The organism is Streptococcus sp. 9903, assembly GCF_013276625.1.
GTDB lineage: Bacteria > Bacillota > Bacilli > Lactobacillales > Streptococcaceae > Streptococcus.
On the sequence record NZ_VMLI01000021.1, the window covers coordinates 8,202 to 22,941 of the forward strand.

At 40.3% G+C, this 14,740-nt stretch carries 19 protein-coding genes; 15 read left to right on the forward strand and 4 right to left on the reverse strand.

Annotated elements, in window-relative coordinates; translation table 11 throughout:
* Positions 1-69: 69 nt before the first annotated feature.
* Entirely contained in the window at positions 70-411 is a 342-nt protein-coding gene (locus HT696_RS08020) for a metal-sulfur cluster assembly factor (protein ID WP_001204052.1), read from the reverse strand.
* A 123-nt stretch (positions 412-534) separates the two neighbouring features.
* Here HT696_RS08020 and rgg point away from each other — a divergent pair, with 123 nt between their 5' ends.
* From rgg to HT696_RS08095, 15 genes are all read left to right on the forward strand, one after another.
* On the forward strand, positions 535-1,386 hold the full coding sequence (gene rgg, locus HT696_RS08025) for a quorum-sensing system transcriptional regulator Rgg (RefSeq protein ID WP_173283520.1): 852 nt from the start codon (positions 535-537) through the stop codon (positions 1,384-1,386).
* A 197-nt stretch (positions 1,387-1,583) separates the two neighbouring features.
* Entirely contained in the window at positions 1,584-2,831 is a 1,248-nt protein-coding gene (locus HT696_RS08030; RefSeq protein ID WP_173283521.1) for a transporter, read from the forward strand.
* A 230-nt stretch (positions 2,832-3,061) separates the two neighbouring features.
* Complete coding sequence (hisS, locus tag HT696_RS08035) at positions 3,062-4,342, forward strand: histidine--tRNA ligase (RefSeq protein ID WP_112444830.1); 1,281 nt, start codon at positions 3,062-3,064, stop codon at positions 4,340-4,342.
* Between the two features lie 144 nt (positions 4,343-4,486).
* A complete protein-coding gene (locus HT696_RS08040) occupies positions 4,487-4,801 on the forward strand; it encodes a hypothetical protein (RefSeq protein ID WP_112444828.1) in 315 nt (104 codons plus the stop codon).
* Positions 4,802-4,810: 9 nt separating this feature from the next.
* A complete protein-coding gene (locus HT696_RS08045) occupies positions 4,811-5,017 on the forward strand; it encodes a helix-turn-helix transcriptional regulator (RefSeq protein ID WP_020900531.1) in 207 nt (68 codons plus the stop codon).
* Positions 5,017-5,205, forward strand: coding sequence for a hypothetical protein (locus tag HT696_RS08050; RefSeq protein WP_112444826.1), 189 nt, complete (start codon positions 5,017-5,019; stop codon positions 5,203-5,205). Before HT696_RS08045 ends, HT696_RS08050 begins: the two co-directional genes overlap by 1 nt.
* Positions 5,192-5,380, forward strand: a complete 189-nt coding sequence (locus HT696_RS08055) for a hypothetical protein (RefSeq protein ID WP_001046123.1) — start codon at positions 5,192-5,194, stop codon at positions 5,378-5,380. Before HT696_RS08050 ends, HT696_RS08055 begins: the two co-directional genes overlap by 14 nt.
* A gap of 11 nt (positions 5,381-5,391) precedes the next feature.
* Positions 5,392-5,742 (forward strand): PspC domain-containing protein, encoded by a 351-nt coding sequence (locus HT696_RS08060; RefSeq protein WP_031227880.1) that lies wholly within the window; start codon positions 5,392-5,394, stop codon positions 5,740-5,742.
* A gap of 18 nt (positions 5,743-5,760) precedes the next feature.
* Entirely contained in the window at positions 5,761-6,504 is a 744-nt protein-coding gene (locus HT696_RS08065) for a DUF3169 family protein (RefSeq protein WP_173283522.1), read from the forward strand.
* 10 nt (positions 6,505-6,514) lie between these two features.
* Entirely contained in the window at positions 6,515-7,339 is an 825-nt protein-coding gene (locus tag HT696_RS08070) for an ABC transporter ATP-binding protein (RefSeq protein WP_173283523.1), read from the forward strand.
* Complete coding sequence (locus HT696_RS08075) at positions 7,332-8,030, forward strand: ABC transporter permease (protein WP_173283524.1); 699 nt, start codon at positions 7,332-7,334, stop codon at positions 8,028-8,030. Before HT696_RS08070 ends, HT696_RS08075 begins: the two co-directional genes overlap by 8 nt.
* Before the next feature lie 9 nt (positions 8,031-8,039).
* Positions 8,040-8,681: a type II CAAX endopeptidase family protein gene (locus HT696_RS08080; RefSeq protein WP_173283525.1), complete on the forward strand. Its 642-nt coding sequence runs from the start codon at positions 8,040-8,042 to the stop codon at positions 8,679-8,681.
* Positions 8,682-8,698: 17 nt separating this feature from the next.
* A complete protein-coding gene (locus tag HT696_RS08085; protein WP_173283526.1) occupies positions 8,699-8,929 on the forward strand; it encodes a hypothetical protein in 231 nt (76 codons plus the stop codon).
* A 154-nt stretch (positions 8,930-9,083) separates the two neighbouring features.
* Positions 9,084-10,847 carry an aspartate--tRNA ligase gene (gene aspS, locus HT696_RS08090; RefSeq protein ID WP_173283527.1) on the forward strand — a complete coding sequence of 588 codons (1,764 nt, stop codon included), beginning with the start codon at positions 9,084-9,086 and terminating at the stop codon, positions 10,845-10,847.
* Positions 10,825-11,766, forward strand: coding sequence for a YitT family protein (locus tag HT696_RS08095; RefSeq protein ID WP_112444813.1), 942 nt, complete (start codon positions 10,825-10,827; stop codon positions 11,764-11,766). The genes aspS and HT696_RS08095 overlap by 23 nt, the downstream gene beginning before the upstream one ends.
* A gap of 28 nt (positions 11,767-11,794) precedes the next feature.
* Here HT696_RS08095 and HT696_RS08100 read toward each other — a convergent pair whose 3' ends face one another.
* The 3 genes from HT696_RS08100 to HT696_RS08110 form a co-directional block, all read right to left on the reverse strand.
* The gene (locus HT696_RS08100) at positions 11,795-12,781 is read right to left on the reverse strand and encodes a LacI family DNA-binding transcriptional regulator (protein WP_173276597.1); all 987 of its coding nucleotides are present in this window, start codon (positions 12,779-12,781) and stop codon (positions 11,795-11,797) included.
* Between the two features lie 9 nt (positions 12,782-12,790).
* The gene (locus HT696_RS08105) at positions 12,791-13,591 is read right to left on the reverse strand and encodes a DUF1189 domain-containing protein (RefSeq protein ID WP_173283528.1); all 801 of its coding nucleotides are present in this window, start codon (positions 13,589-13,591) and stop codon (positions 12,791-12,793) included.
* Between the two features lie 306 nt (positions 13,592-13,897).
* Positions 13,898-14,740 (reverse strand): sugar ABC transporter permease, encoded by an 843-nt coding sequence (locus HT696_RS08110; RefSeq protein ID WP_001065648.1) that lies wholly within the window; start codon positions 14,738-14,740, stop codon positions 13,898-13,900.

The following is a 14,740-nucleotide window of genomic DNA, read 5'->3' on the forward strand; positions in this document are numbered from 1 at the left end:
CTGACGAAGTCAGTAACATCTATACGATAAGGCTAAGCTGACGTGGTTTGAAGAGATTTTTGAAGAGTATTAACGAGGTGGCAGTCCAAGGGCAATGCGGCCGTAGCGACTGATTCGTGTGATTTTCCAGGCAGGCGACCAGGTAACTTCAACCTTGACATCTTCGATACCCTCGATTTGTTTCAGACCTGCCACGATTTCGATAGGCAGGCTTTCGGCACAATCGCAGGCGGTGTCAGTGAAGGTCATGACAATCTTGCAGAGACCCGTTTCATCCAGATTGATTTCATAAATCAACCCTAGATTGTAAACATCCAATTCCACATCTGTATCAAAAACCTTCTCTAGTTTTTCGATAATTTGGTCTTGTAAGGCCAAAGCACGGTCATTGATTTTGATATCGTCTCTCATTACAGTCCCTCCACGTGATAAATATCCTCTATTTTCTCATAATTCTGACAATTTGGCAAGCTTTTGATGAATTTTCTGAAAAATATGATAAAATGAAGAAAATACGGAATCAAGGGGAAGCCTATGGAGCAGATTGGAAAAGTCTTTAGACAATTACGAGAGTCAAGAAATATCTCGCTGAGACAAGCAACTGGGGGACAATTTTCGCCGTCTATGTTATCTCGCTTTGAAACTGGTCAGAGTGAGCTTTCGGTGGAAAAGTTTCTATTTGCCCTAGAAAATATATCTGCCAGTGTAGAGGAAATCCTCTTTCTGGCGAGAGGGTTTCAGTATGATACAGATTCTGAGTTGAGAAAAGAAATCATAGATGTCTTGGATCCAAAGAATATAGCTCCGCTTGAGGACTTGTATCGCAAGGAGTATCAAAAGCATGCCCATTCTCAAAACAAACAGAAACATATTTTAAATGCCATTATTATCAAGTCTTATATGAAGAGCATGGACGAAAGGGTAGAGTTAACGGCAGAGGAGGGGAAAGTCCTTCATGATTATTTGTTTTCTACCGAGATCTGGGGAATCTATGAACTCAATTTATTTTCAGTCAGTTCACCATTTCTATCTGTTTCTCTTTTCACTAGGTATGTTAGAGAAATGGTACGTAAATCTGATTTTCTAATGGAAGTGTCTGGCAATCGAAACCTGTTTCACACTATACTATTGAATGGTTTTTTAGCCAGCATTGAGTGTGAAGAATTTACCAATGCCTCTTATTTTAAACGTGTTATCGAAGAGCATTTCTACAATGAAAATGAGACCTATTTCCGAATTGTCTATTTGTGGGCGGAAGGTCTCCTTGATAGCAAGCAAGGCAGAGTCAAGGAAGGTCAGAAAAAGATGGAAGATGCTGTCCGTATTTTTGAGATGCTTGGCTGTAATAAATCTGCCGAATACTATAGAAAAACGACCGATTATTGAATATCTGCAAACTAAGAGAATGATTTGAAATTTTAAGCGATAGAACTTTTGACTGCTCTCAGGTCATCGAGAAAGTTCTATCGTTTTTTTGCTTATTTTGTGTGTTGCATATATTCAAAGTTTTTCCTCTAAAATTTCTAAGTGCTATACTATAGTCATACTTCACATAAAACTTTGAACAAGAAGGGAGATTATCTATGAAATTATTGTTTAGAAATCAAGCTTATCGACTCTTGACTTTGTCACGCTTCTTCAATGCTTTTGGTGCTTCGATTTTCAACCTGGTCTTTATCGTCTATGCATCGACTTTGCCACAAGCCTCTTTTGCTGTTGCTATGGCGAATATTGTCATGATTCTTCCGACTCTCTTTACAGTTTTTGTAGGGATTCGGGCAGATTACACGAGAGACAAGGTCAAATGGATGGTCTATAGCGGTTTGTTTCAGGCGGTTTTATTTTTTCTAGCAGCCCTAGTTGTTCAGCAAGCTAGTTTATTTGCCTTTTCTAGCCTGTGTTTGATCAATGTCATTAGTGATGTCATCAGTGATTTTGCTGGTGGTTTGCGCATGCCTCTCATTAAGGAAAAAGTAGCTGAAGATGATCTGATGGAGGCTTATTCTTTTTCCCAATTCATCACCTATATTTCAGTTATTGGTGGTCAAGCTTTTGGAGTCTGGCTCTTAGGTCTATCGGTCAACAATTTTTCCCTCGTTGCGGGAATCAATGCCTGTTTTTTCCTCGTATCAGCCTCTGTTCTCTTTTTAGGAAGAAGCAAATTGAGCCTGTCAATGTCATCTGCTGATGGTGAAATTCTAAAAAATGAGAAGCTTTCTATCAAAGACCAGTTCCTAACAATTTACCGAAATTTACGTCTCGTTTTTCTTAAAAGTGGACAGAAAAACTTTGGTTTTATGCTCTTTGCTGTCTTGCTTATCAATGCCTTGGGTGGCGCTTTGGGTGGAATTTATAATATCTTCTTTTTGAGCCATTCTCTCTTGAATTTTTCTTACACAGAGACACTATTTATCAATCAAGTCTGTGTTTTGTTAGCAATCATCATCAGTAGCCTTACGGGCAATGATTATTTTGGGAAGCAGTCCTTGCCTAGATTGATGATGTGGGCTACCGTAGGACTCAGTCTAGTTGGTCTAGCTAACTTATTCAATCAGGTCGTGCTTGGTTTGCTATTTCTCTTTTTAACTCTGTATGTGTCTGGTAAAGTTCAACCAAAGATTAGTGCCATGCTCATGAAGAATCTAGCTCCAGAGGTTCTAGCTCGTACCAGTAATTTTTTAGGTTTATTGTTTACCTTATCCATACCTGTGGGAACAGCTTGTTTTTCACTTATAGCTGTATGGAATATACAGTTGACTTGGATGCTATTTGTTGGTCTTTCCTTGCTAGCTATTCTTTTGACAGTTCTTAATCTTAAAAATGATATCTAATACTCTTCGAAAATCTCTTCAAACCACGTCAGCGTCGGCTTGTCGTAGGTATATGTTACTGACTTCGTCAGTTCTATCTGCGACCTCAAAACACTGTTTTGAGCAACCTGCGGCTAACTTCCTAGTTTGCTTTTTGATTTTCATTGAGTATAAATCCTAATTTTTTTCTCACTGTTTTAATCCCTCTATTTATGGTAAAATAAGACTATTAAGTTTAAAGAGGATTCCCTATGAAATTACAAAAACCAAAAGGAACGCAGGATATTTTACCTGCTGAATCTGCCAAATGGCAGTACGTTGAGGGCTTTGCCCGTGAGATTTTCAAGCGCTATAACTATGCAGAAGTGCGCACGCCTATTTTTGAGCATTACGAGGTTATCAGTCGCTCTGTCGGAGATACAACGGATATCGTAACCAAGGAAATGTATGACTTCTATGACAAGGGTGACCGCCATATTACCCTCCGTCCAGAAGGAACTGCGCCCGTTGTCCGTTCCTATGTGGAAAATAAACTCTTCGCCCCAGAAGTGCAAAAGCCAAGCAAGTTCTACTACATGGGACCTATGTTCCGTTACGAGCGTCCACAGGCAGGGCGTTTGCGCCAGTTCCACCAGATTGGTGTAGAGTGCTTTGGTTCTAGCAATCCAGCTACCGATGTAGAAACCATCGCTATGGCAGCTCATTTCTTGAAAGAAATCGGCATCCAAGGTGTCAAATTGCACCTCAACACTCTTGGGAATCCTGAGAGTCGTGCGGCCTACCGTCAAGCCTTGATTGACTATTTGACACCGCTCAAGGAGACCTTGTCCAAGGATAGCCAACGTCGTTTGGAGGAAAATCCTCTCCGTGTCTTGGACTCTAAGGAAAAAGAAGACAAGGTGGCAGTGGAGAATGCACCTTCTATCTTGGATTTCCTTGATGAAGAAAGCCAAGCTCATTTTGATGCTGTGCGTCAGATGTTGGAAAATCTGGGTGTAGACTATATCATCGATACCAATATGGTGCGTGGTCTGGACTACTACAACCACACCATTTTCGAGTTTATCACTGAGATTGAGGGCAATGACCTGACCGTCTGTGCGGGTGGTCGTTACGATGGTTTGGTTTCTTACTTTGGAGGCCCTGAAACTGCTGGCTTTGGTTTTGGACTTGGTGTAGAGCGCCTGCTTCTCATTCTTGAAAAGCAAGGTGTGTCTCTCCCTATCGAAAACGCCCTAGATGTCTATATCGCAGTTTTGGGAGAAGGAGCAAATGTCAAGGCCTTGGAATTAGTACAGACTCTTCGCCAACAAGGTTTCAAAGCAGAGCGTGATTACCTCAATCGTAAACTCAAAGCTCAGTTCAAGTCAGCCGATGTCTTTGCGTCTAAGACCCTCATCACCCTAGGAGAGAGCGAAGTCGAAAGCGGACAAGTGACAGTCAAGAACAACCAAACTCGAGAAGAAGTGCAAGTGTCACTTGAGACAATCAGCCAAAACTTCTCAGAAATCTTTGAAAAACTAGGATTTTAATGATAGATAAACTGGTCAGGAACCTACTCCTGACCTTTTTCTTTTGCAAAATGACAAAAATCATAAACTTTTTGACAAATATGCTTGTCAAAAAGAAAAAGATGTGTTACAATATAAGCAAGTTAAGAAATAGGAGGGAGCCACATGTGGGTATGGATTTTGTTTCCTTTTCTCGTCTTGATTTATATGAGTCAATCTAAGAAAATCAAGCGGATAGAGAAGAGGTTAAAGGTAATCGAAAGAAAAGAGAAAGGAAACGCAGAAATGTCGAGATTATTGCAAGAAATGATTGGAAAGAAACCAACAATCATTGGAGAACTATTTGGAACAAATTTTTGGGAAGTTGTGGATGTTGATGAGGAATGGGTCAAGCTACGATACGTAGATAAGACGGGAAAAGAAAAAATCAAGTTGCAACGTATTGAGGATATCCAAGCCGTTGAATTTGACGGAGAGTAGGTGTGTGACATGCAACTAAAAAATCGTCTAAAAGAGCTGCGGGCTCGCGATGGCCTTAATCAAACCGAACTAGCCAAGCTAGCAGAGGTTTCCAGACAGACTATCAGTCTATTAGAACGGGATGAATACACCCCGTCCATTATCATTGCCCTGAAAATATCTCAAATTTTCAACGAAACAGTCGAATCGGTATTTCGCTTGGAGGAGGACGAGTGATGAACAAGTATAAAGTGATTTATTGTATGAGTGTTCTTGCCCTCATTGTGAATGCTTTCGCTATGATTGGAACATTACTGGGGTGGTTCTATTTTGTTGAAAGTAAGTATTTGTTTTGGGTTAACTTAGTCCTCTTGTCCATTTTCAACTGGTTAAAGAAAAAGGAGAAAAATGATGAACAAGTATAAAGTGATCTATTATGTAGTTGCCATAGCTCTATTAGTCAGCCTGTGTCTACTAATTGGAACAAATCTAGGATGGTTTGATCTCTATTACAGCGACCAATTTATTTGGGCCTACTTTGCTCTTATCCCAGTCGTTGACTGGATTGAAAAGAAATCCAAAAATCTAGCAAGTAAATAAGGAGAATGAATATGAAAGAGTTTTTAGCAGGTTTTCAAGTAGATACTGAGAACAAAGAACTTGCAGGTGTCTGTGCAGGTTTAGGAAATTATTTTAATATCAAAACTATCGTGGTTCGTTTAGTGATGCTGTTCTTGTTTCTTTCCTCGACTGAATTTGGGATTTTGACAGTCACTCTGTATGCCTATCTTGCTGGTTGGCTAAGTAAAGAGCCTCTGGGAGCTAGTGAGACAAAAGCAAGAAACCAAGCTATTCTCTTGTTTGCTGTTTGTTTGATTTTAGTATCACTGGGAACAGAGGGCTTGACAGCTATTTATGAATCAGGTAAAGCCTTTGGTCAGTGGTTAGTTGGATTGGTTTAGTTTAGAAAGAGAATGAATATGAAAAAGAAAAATAAACGTGGATTGTTGTTATTTTTAATGTCTGTTGTCTTGGGAGGTTTCTTGGGCATGTTTGTAGGGATGTTTAAGGCACGTGCCGAATCCTACGAAGTTATTTTAGATGTAAAAGTCTTGATACCTTGGATATCAGCTATTTGTTTAGTATTAGGTTTCATTAGTCTTTTTTTGACTTTCAATTTCTTAAAGAAAAGCAGAAAATTTCATTCCTTGTATCAAGAGGAAATGGATGATGATCTGAATGAAAGCTATTATGTGCAAATGTATCGGAATCTTGAGTTTGGAAGTATTGCTTTTAATAGTGCAAGTGTAGTGATTTTATTGGCTCTCTTCATTTCAGCAAGTGAAGTGGTTATACTAAATAGAAGCAATCTAACCTTATCTCTTTCTTTTTTGGGATTAGTGTTGACTTTTAATGCTCAAAAATATTTTTATAAAACCATTGCGATTGTTCGCCAGTTTGATATGGTATTTTTCTCTATGCCAAAGGATATCTTAGGTTATGTCAATTCTTGCGATGAAGGGGAGCGCCAGGCTAATTTGGAACAGAGTTTTCGGATTTTATTCCAATTACATCAGTATGTCTTGCCAGCTTTGTACTTTCTGATTGCTCTCTTTTCTTTACTGACAGGAGAGATTCAGTTACTAGCCTTCTTGTTTGTCGGAGCAATCCATATTTATATCAATGTGATGCAGTTACCTATGGTGAAACGTTATTTCAAATAAAGGAGTTTCTATGATTCGTGTTGAAAATGTAAGCAAAAGTTTTGGGAGCAAAAAAGCTCTTCATCAGATTTCTTTTGAGATTAAGGAAGGTGAAATCTTTGGTTTTCTTGGGCCTTCTGGCTCAGGTAAAACAACCATGATCAATGTCTTAACAGGTCAGTTGGCTGCAGATCAAGGTAAAACAGTTTTGTTAGGCAAGAATTCTCAAGATTTAACCTCAAATGATTTAGAACAAATCGGTATAGTTAGTGATGGCAGTGGTTTTTATGAAAAGATGAGTCTTTACAAAAATCTTCTCATCTATGCTAAGTTATATGGTCTCAAGTCAGATAGAGTAGTTCAGGTGCTTCAACAGGTTGGATTGGCAGATGCTAAAGATATTATCGCAGAAAAACTATCTACAGGAATGAAACAACGAATGTTCTTGGCTCGTGCCCTTCTGAATGCACCTAAGATTCTCTTCCTTGATGAGCCAACCAGTGGCTTAGACCCTACAACATCTAAGATGATTCATACCCTACTTCAAGAATTAAAGCATGCGGGGACAACTATCTTTCTGACCACGCATGATATGAATGAAGCAACTCTGCTTTGTGATCGCTTATCTCTTTTAAATAAGGGAAACTTAATAGAGTATGGAAGTCCACAAGATATTATCCAGAAGTATCATGTGGATAAGAAAGTACATGTGGTTTATAACGATGGACGAGAACAGATAGTTCCATTTGAAGAATTGCCACATTTAGACACGACAGATTTGATGGTGGTTCACTCTTGTGAGCCGACACTAGAAGAAATCTTTATCAGATTGACAGGAGAAAAGTTAGATGTTTAGAAAATTAAATGCCCTACTATGGTTAAGATTACAAGTTCTTATCAGCAATTCAACTTTATTGGCGACTTTATTGATGCCTTTTGGTATTGCTGTTTTATATAATGAATTTTTCAATAAGAATGGACAATTGAGCCTATTTTTACTATCTGCTAGCTTGACGATGGTCTTGAGCATGGGAAGTGGTTATATGGTATCGATTATGATGGCAGAAGATAAGGAAAAACGAAATCTTAAATCACTCCTCCTAAGTGGTGTGACAGCAACAGAATATACTTTCAGTATGCTTGTTCTCCCTATTCTGATAATGATACTTGCTATGATTGTACTTCCCATCTATCTTAAAGTAGATGTATCGGGTTATTTATTTGCCTACGTTATCTATTTGCTCCTAGCAACTATTAGTATTATTTTTCTCAACCTTCTAATCGGTGCGGTATCAGATACTCAATCTAAAGCGCAAGTTTATAGTATCTTCCCTATGTTAATTGTCTCTTTTTTACCTATAATTGCTCTTCAAAATGATACGGTTCAAAAAGTGTTGGATTACTCTTTTATTGGTCCAATTGTAAATCTTTTAAATAAAAAAGGTGGGGAAATATCTTTTTCTAATATCGGTATGTTACTTGCCTGGGTACTTGTGTTAGGAATAGCAAACCTCATTGTATTGAAAAAAAGCTATAAAGCAAGATAGGAGACCTTTATGAAATTACTTAAAAACCTTGGCTGGTTTCTTCTAGCCGTTCTATCCTTTTTATTCATCTATGGCTTCATTCAGGTGCTCGCGACTACGTCGCTTGCCTTAGGCGGTTCACCCTATGCTGTTACCCTACTCTATGTGGCCTTGGCTGGAGTTTATGTGTACGGTATTTACAAATGGTATCAGAAAGCTCCTGTTCGTATTGAGAAGAGTGGCTTCAACCGATTTATTTGGCTTCCTGCCTTGGTTTGGTTCTTATCTCTGGTTGTCCAGTTTTTCTTGCCAAATGATCCTTCAGTAAATCAGCAAATAGCGATAGACTTGACCTTGTCTCAACCACTTTTCTCATTCTTTGCGGTCGTTATTTTTGCTCCTTTGACGGAAGAACTTATCTTTAGAGGGATGTTGGCACGCTACCTCTTTCCTAAGCAGGACAATAGTAAACAAACTCTGATTTTTCTTCTGGTATCTAGTCTTTTGTTTGCCTTAGGTCATTTCCCAGGTGATGTGCAACAATTTTTTGTCTATTTTAGCCTTGGTTTTAGTTTGGGCTTGGCTTATATTAGCAGAAAAGGTCTGGTCTACAGTATTTCTCTCCACGCTTTGAATAATTTAGTCGGCTTTTTGATGATTCTCATGCTATAATAGAGTCAGGAGGTCACATGAAACGAGTAATTTTATTAGCAGTGATTCAAGCAGTAGTTCTATTTTTCATCATTGGAGCGCTAGCTTATACCTTTAAGGGCGATTTCTTCTACAACTATCTAGCAGTTGTCTTCGCCCCTATTGCCGGTATCTGGCGTTTTGGGACAGCTTACACAACGGAAATTGTCTTGCCTCGAAAGGCAGCCGAAATCGCTGAAAAGCGTAAAGCAGGCAACAATTCAAAATAAAAGAGTCCGGTGAACTTCATCGGATTTTTGTTTTGGCGTTAATTTTTAGGTCCTTCACTTGATTTTTAAAGTCAGGCAAACTTTTCTGCTGATTTTCATGAAGAGCCTGCGCTTTTATGGTAAAATAGTAACAGAATAAAAGAGGAGAGAAACAATGAAACGTAGTATGTATGCTGGTCGTGTTCGTGAGGAACACATCGGACAAGAAATAACCTTGAAAGGATGGGTTGGCCGTCGTCGTGACCTTGGTGGTTTGATCTTTATCGACCTTCGTGACCGTGAAGGAATCATGCAGTTGGTTATCAACCCTGAAAAAGTATCTGCAGAGGTTATGGCAACAGCTGAAAGCCTTCGTAGTGAATTTGTTATCGAGGTGACTGGTCAGGTCGCTGCGCGTGAGCAAGCCAATGATAAGTTGCCAACTGGTGCAGTTGAGTTAAACGTGACAGCTCTGACAGTGCTTAATACAGCTAAGACAACCCCATTTGAGATTAAGGATGGCATTGAGGCTAATGACGATACGCGTTTGCGTTACCGTTACCTTGACCTTCGTCGTCCAGAAATGTTGGAAAATCTCAAACTTCGTGCTAAGGTAACCCATTCTATCCGCAACTACTTGGATGAGTTGGAGTTTATCGACGTGGAGACACCATTCCTTTCTAAGTCAACGCCTGAAGGGGCGCGTGATTATTTGGTGCCATCTCGTGTTAATAAGGGGCATTTCTATGCTCTTCCTCAAAGTCCACAAATCACTAAGCAATTGTTGATGAATGCTGGTTTTGACCGTTACTACCAAATCGTCAAATGTTTCCGTGATGAGGACTTGCGTGGAGATCGTCAACCTGAGTTTACCCAGGTCGACTTGGAAACATCTTTCCTTACGGAGCAAGAAATCCAAGATATTACAGAAGGTTTGATTGCGCGCGTGATGAAAGAAACTAAAGGCATCGAAGTCACTCTGCCTTTCCCGCGTATGAAGTATGATGACGCTATGGCTCGTTACGGTTCTGACAAGCCTGATACTCGTTTTGACATGTTGCTTCAGGACTTGACAGAAGTGGTCAAAGGTGTAGACTTTAAAGTCTTTTCAGAAGCACCTGCTGTAAAAGCAATTGTAGTCAAAGGAGCTGCGGACAACTATTCACGTAAAGATATCGACAAGATGAAGGAAGTAGCCAAACAATATGGTGCCAAAGGTCTTGCTTGGGTCAAGGTAGTTGATGGAGAATTAAACGGACCAGTTGCCAAGTTCTTGACTGGTATCCAAGAAGAATTGACAACAGCGCTTGCTCTTGAAGACAAGGACTTGGTTCTCTTTGTGGCGGATACGCTTGAAGTGGCCAATGCAACTCTCGGTGCCCTTCGTGGACGTATTGCCAAAGAGCTTGGCTTGATTGATAATGATAAGTTCAACTTCCTTTGGGTGGTTGACTGGCCGATGTTTGAATGGTCTGAAGAAGAAGGCCGCTACATGAGCGCCCACCATCCATTCACACTTCCACAGGAAGAGACTGCTTACGAATTAGAAGGTGATTTGGCTAAGGTTCGTGCCATTGCTTACGATATCGTCTTGAACGGTTATGAGCTTGGTGGTGGTAGCCTTCGTATCAATCAAAAAGACCTTCAAGAACGCATGTTCAAGGCTCTTGGTTTCTCAGCTGAAGAAGCAAATGACCAGTTTGGTTTCCTTCTTGAAGCCATGGACTATGGTTTCCCACCACACGGTGGCTTGGCTATCGGGCTTGACCGATTTGTCATGCTCTTAGCAGGAGAAGAAAATATCCGTGAAGTCATTGCCTTTCCTAAGAACAACAAGGCAACTGACCCAATGACACAAGCTCCTTCAACAGTAGCTCTTAAACAACTAGAGGAACTCAGCTTACAAGTAGAAGAAGATGAAACAAGCAAAACGAATTAAGCGGTGGCGCTATTATCTGCGCCGCTTTGCTTATCAGATAAAAATTTTACGTGTCTTACAAAGCATCTCTCGTGAGAAGTATGACGAGAAGATTTCAGCCTCTCTGGTCTATGGTTTTTTATCAGCAGTGGCGGTCAATTTCTTTTTCCAACCAGGGCATGTGTATTCGAGTGGTGCAACAGGTCTGGCACAGATTATCTCTGCCTTGAGTAATCACTGGTTTGGTTTTCATATCCCGATTTCGCTGACCTTCTACGCCATTAATTTTCCTTTGATGGTCTTGGCTTGGTATCAGATTGGCCATAAGTTCACCGTCTTTACCTTTATAACGGTGTCTATGAGTTCTTTCTTTATCCAGTTTGTCCCTGTGGCGACCTTGACGGAGGATCCTATTATCAATGCCCTTTTTGGGGGCGTTGTCATGGGCTTGGGGATTGGTTTTGCTCTTCGAAACAATATCTCTAGTGGTGGGACGGATATCGTCAGTCTGACCATTCGTAAGAAAACGGGTAAGAATGTCGGTAGTATTTCTTTCTTGGTAAATGGGACCATCATGCTGATAGCAGGTTTGACCTTTGGCTGGAAATACGCTCTCTACTCTATGATTACCATCTTTGTCTCTAGCCGTGTGACAGATGCGGTCTTTACCAAGCAAAAACGTATGCAGGCCATGATTGTGACCAATCATCCAGACAAGGTAATTGAAAAAATCCATAAAAAATTGCACCGCGGAGCAACCATGATCCACGATGCAGAAGGAACCTATAATCACGAGAGAAAGGCAGTTTTAATTACTGTCATTACACGTGCAGAGTTTAATGAATTTAAACAGATTATGACACAAGTGGATCCAGGGGCCTTTGTCTCTGTATCAGAGAATGTTCATATTTTGGGACGATTCGTTGAAACAGAAAATTAGTGATAAAAAAACCAGCGCGAGCTGGTTTTTATTTTTCAATAATTTTGTGGGCGATTAACTGGCGGTAGCAGATTTGCCTATTTTCTTTAGAATCATTGATGATGCAGAGAATAGTTTCTAAAGAAGTACGTCCGAGGGCTAGGCTATTGATATCTATATAGGCTGCTAAATTGAGCTTAGGATTAACCGAGTCAAAGCTGAGAACAGGGACATCCAGTTGGTGCTTAGCGATGTAGTCACAGACCCCTTCGGCTAGGAGACTATCGGTTGTGATGATAGCATCAATTTGTGGATCGTGCTTGAATAATCGCTTGCTAAATTTATAGCCCTTTTCTTCCAGAAACTCGTCTGCAAAGTAGATGCGATTGGTGTCAGTGGTAAGTTTGTAATATTTAAGCGCCTGTTCATAGCCTGTTAAACGGTCTTTGGTCACGAAGAGCTTTTTACTTCCTCCGATAAAGGCAATGCGTTTGCAGCCTTTTTTGATGAAATATTCAGTCGCATCAAAACCAGCTTGAACATTGTCGTTGTCGACAAGTGGGATGAAAGGAGATAGAGATTTACCTAGGATAAGAAAGGGGAACTGTTCTTCTGCAACGAGTTTTACGAGAGGGTCTTCTTCTTGGGCATAGAGAAAGATTAGCCCATCTACACGCTTGCCGTAGACCATTTGTGAAATAGCGTTGAGACGCTCCTTTTCATCTTTTCCTGTTGCTATCTGAATGGCATAGTGGTTTTCAGATGCGACTTGAGAGATACCACGTAGAACCGATGGAAAGAAAGGATTCTGGTAGAAGGCGTCTGAGTCATCAGGAAGAACCAAACCAATCACCTGAGTATAGCTACTTACCAAGCTGCGAGCATTGAGGTTTGGGTGGTAGTTGAGCTCCTTCATAGCCTTGCGAACGCGTTTTTTTGTTTCGTCGCTAATGGTTGATTTATTTTGAATAACACGGGTTACGGTTGAAGGTGAAACACCAGCAGCCTTGGCCACGTCTTTAATCGTAACGGGCATAAAAATCTCCTATTTATGGTAATCTGGATCACGGAAATGTGTTTTATAAAAGATAGTGACCAGATAAAGGACAAAAAGAATGTTTTGTACAGTAATCAGGGTTGACATATTTTGGCCAAATAATCCCAAAATAAGCGTAATCAGAGTCGGCAATCCTAAACAGTTCAAGATAAAATGGTAGCACTCTTTAAAGGTTTTAAATGAAAAGAGGCGTGATTTCTTAGTGATATAAAGGAGAAGACTCGCTCCTAGAGAGACGATAAAGAAATTCAAACCAAAGAGGAAGCTTGCACCGAGAACTAGGAAGAGACTGATATAGACACGATTTTGTTGGTACCAGTCTTTAGAAATTGCTTGGGTCAAGCTGTCCTTACTTTTGAAACTCTCAGTCTCAATCGCTCGGTAAGAGATTCGGGTCAGTTCCTTATTTTCCTTGCTGATGACCAGTTCTTTTGTGTCGAAATGCAGTTGCAAGTCTTTAGGTAATTCTTTGCTTTGACTTGGACCGATCACAACAGAAGGCGCTTGACTAGCTGTGCCTGTATAAGTTAATGTGCCATCAACAATTGTAGCGTGTTCAGAGAGATCCTGTACAACCTTATCTGTCAATGGTTCATAGACATTATCGATAAAGGTTTCTAGCGGATAAGTCTCTTGGGAGCTGTTTTGGATGGCAATGGGTACCATCGACAAGCTGATAAGGAAGATACTGGTAAAGAGTAGTTGAAACCAGTTGAGTCCGAAACGTTTGGACAGGGGCTTACGAAATCCCCAAATACTTGAAAAATAGGAAAATGGATATGGAAGCATAGGTATCTTTCTAAAAGGTGTTTTCTATATGAGTATTATTATATAGAGAAATGTGCTTTATTTCAAGTCTAGGAGAAAAATTGCTTGTTGTAAGGATATTACTTACAGTAACAATTGTTAATACTCAATGAAAATCAAAGTGCAAACTAGGAAGCTAGCCGCAGGTTGCTCAAAGCACTGCTTTGAGGTTGTGGATAGAACTGACGAAGTCAGCTCAAAACAGTGTTTTGAGGTTGCAGATGGAAGCTGACGTGGTTTGAAGAGGTTTTCGAAGAGTATAAAATGAAAAAGGGTGGCGGGGATAGATTATCCCTTGTCGCCACCACTTGTAAGTCCTGAAACAAAGTTCTTTTGTAGGAAGAAGAAGAGAATACAGATTGGAAGGGCGATGAGGATAGCACCTGCTGAGAAGTAGGCAATCTTCATGTTTTTCACATTGCTAACGAAGGTTTGGAGACCTACGGCAACAGTAAAGTATTCTTTCTCACGAAGCAAGAAACTAGAGAGGATGTAGTCTCCAAAAGGTCCCATGAAGGCCCAGAGAGCTTGTACAGCAACCATTGGGCGAACAAGAGGAAGAACAATTTGCCAGAAGCGGCGGAAGTGTCCTGCACCGTCTAGTTTTGCAGATTCGTCTAAAGACATTGGCACTGTATCGAAGTAACCCTTCATGAGCCAAGCATTCATTGGGATACCACCACCAACGTAGAGGAAGATGAGGAACCAGCTGTGGTTAAGGGCGTTCAACATAAGTGCCATAACGAAGAAGGCTGTCAAAGCGGCCATGGTTGGCACCATTTGGATAATCAAGAAGAAAACCAAACTTTGTTTACGAGCCAAGAAGTTGTAACGGCTGTAGGCATAACCAGCAAGTACGATGATACTTGTTTGAACAACCATGGTAATCAAGGCGATAATCAAAGTGTTGAGGTACCAAGTACCGTACAAGGTTTCAGTGAAGAGGCCTTTAAAGTTATCAAAATTGAGGTCGATATTAGTATCTAGTTTAAAGGCTGAGACGTTACCTGCTTTAAAGGCTGACATGATGGTAATCAAAAGTGGATAGATAATCACGATTGATAGGCCAATTAAGTAGAGGTAAGTAAGGGTTTGAGTCAGTCTACGTTTGAGTTTAATTGAGTTATTCAT

Coding starts and splice junctions, on each gene's coding strand:
- HT696_RS08020 (WP_001204052.1), bottom strand. CDS start 411: ATGAGAGACGATATCAAAATCAATGACCGTGCTTTGGCCTTACAAGAC.
- rgg (WP_173283520.1), top strand. CDS start 535: ATGGAGCAGATTGGAAAAGTCTTTAGACAATTACGAGAGTCAAGAAAT.
- HT696_RS08030 (WP_173283521.1), top strand. CDS start 1,584: ATGAAATTATTGTTTAGAAATCAAGCTTATCGACTCTTGACTTTGTCA.
- hisS (WP_112444830.1), top strand. CDS start 3,062: ATGAAATTACAAAAACCAAAAGGAACGCAGGATATTTTACCTGCTGAA.
- HT696_RS08040 (WP_112444828.1), top strand. CDS start 4,487: ATGTGGGTATGGATTTTGTTTCCTTTTCTCGTCTTGATTTATATGAGT.
- HT696_RS08045 (WP_020900531.1), top strand. CDS start 4,811: ATGCAACTAAAAAATCGTCTAAAAGAGCTGCGGGCTCGCGATGGCCTT.
- HT696_RS08050 (WP_112444826.1), top strand. CDS start 5,017: ATGAACAAGTATAAAGTGATTTATTGTATGAGTGTTCTTGCCCTCATT.
- HT696_RS08055 (WP_001046123.1), top strand. CDS start 5,192: ATGAACAAGTATAAAGTGATCTATTATGTAGTTGCCATAGCTCTATTA.
- HT696_RS08060 (WP_031227880.1), top strand. CDS start 5,392: ATGAAAGAGTTTTTAGCAGGTTTTCAAGTAGATACTGAGAACAAAGAA.
- HT696_RS08065 (WP_173283522.1), top strand. CDS start 5,761: ATGAAAAAGAAAAATAAACGTGGATTGTTGTTATTTTTAATGTCTGTT.
- HT696_RS08070 (WP_173283523.1), top strand. CDS start 6,515: ATGATTCGTGTTGAAAATGTAAGCAAAAGTTTTGGGAGCAAAAAAGCT.
- HT696_RS08075 (WP_173283524.1), top strand. CDS start 7,332: ATGTTTAGAAAATTAAATGCCCTACTATGGTTAAGATTACAAGTTCTT.
- HT696_RS08080 (WP_173283525.1), top strand. CDS start 8,040: ATGAAATTACTTAAAAACCTTGGCTGGTTTCTTCTAGCCGTTCTATCC.
- HT696_RS08085 (WP_173283526.1), top strand. CDS start 8,699: ATGAAACGAGTAATTTTATTAGCAGTGATTCAAGCAGTAGTTCTATTT.
- aspS (WP_173283527.1), top strand. CDS start 9,084: ATGAAACGTAGTATGTATGCTGGTCGTGTTCGTGAGGAACACATCGGA.
- HT696_RS08095 (WP_112444813.1), top strand. CDS start 10,825: ATGAAACAAGCAAAACGAATTAAGCGGTGGCGCTATTATCTGCGCCGC.
- HT696_RS08100 (WP_173276597.1), bottom strand. CDS start 12,781: ATGCCCGTTACGATTAAAGACGTGGCCAAGGCTGCTGGTGTTTCACCT.
- HT696_RS08105 (WP_173283528.1), bottom strand. CDS start 13,591: ATGCTTCCATATCCATTTTCCTATTTTTCAAGTATTTGGGGATTTCGT.
- HT696_RS08110 (WP_001065648.1), bottom strand. CDS start 14,740: ATGAATAACTCAATTAAACTCAAACGTAGACTGACTCAAACCCTTACT.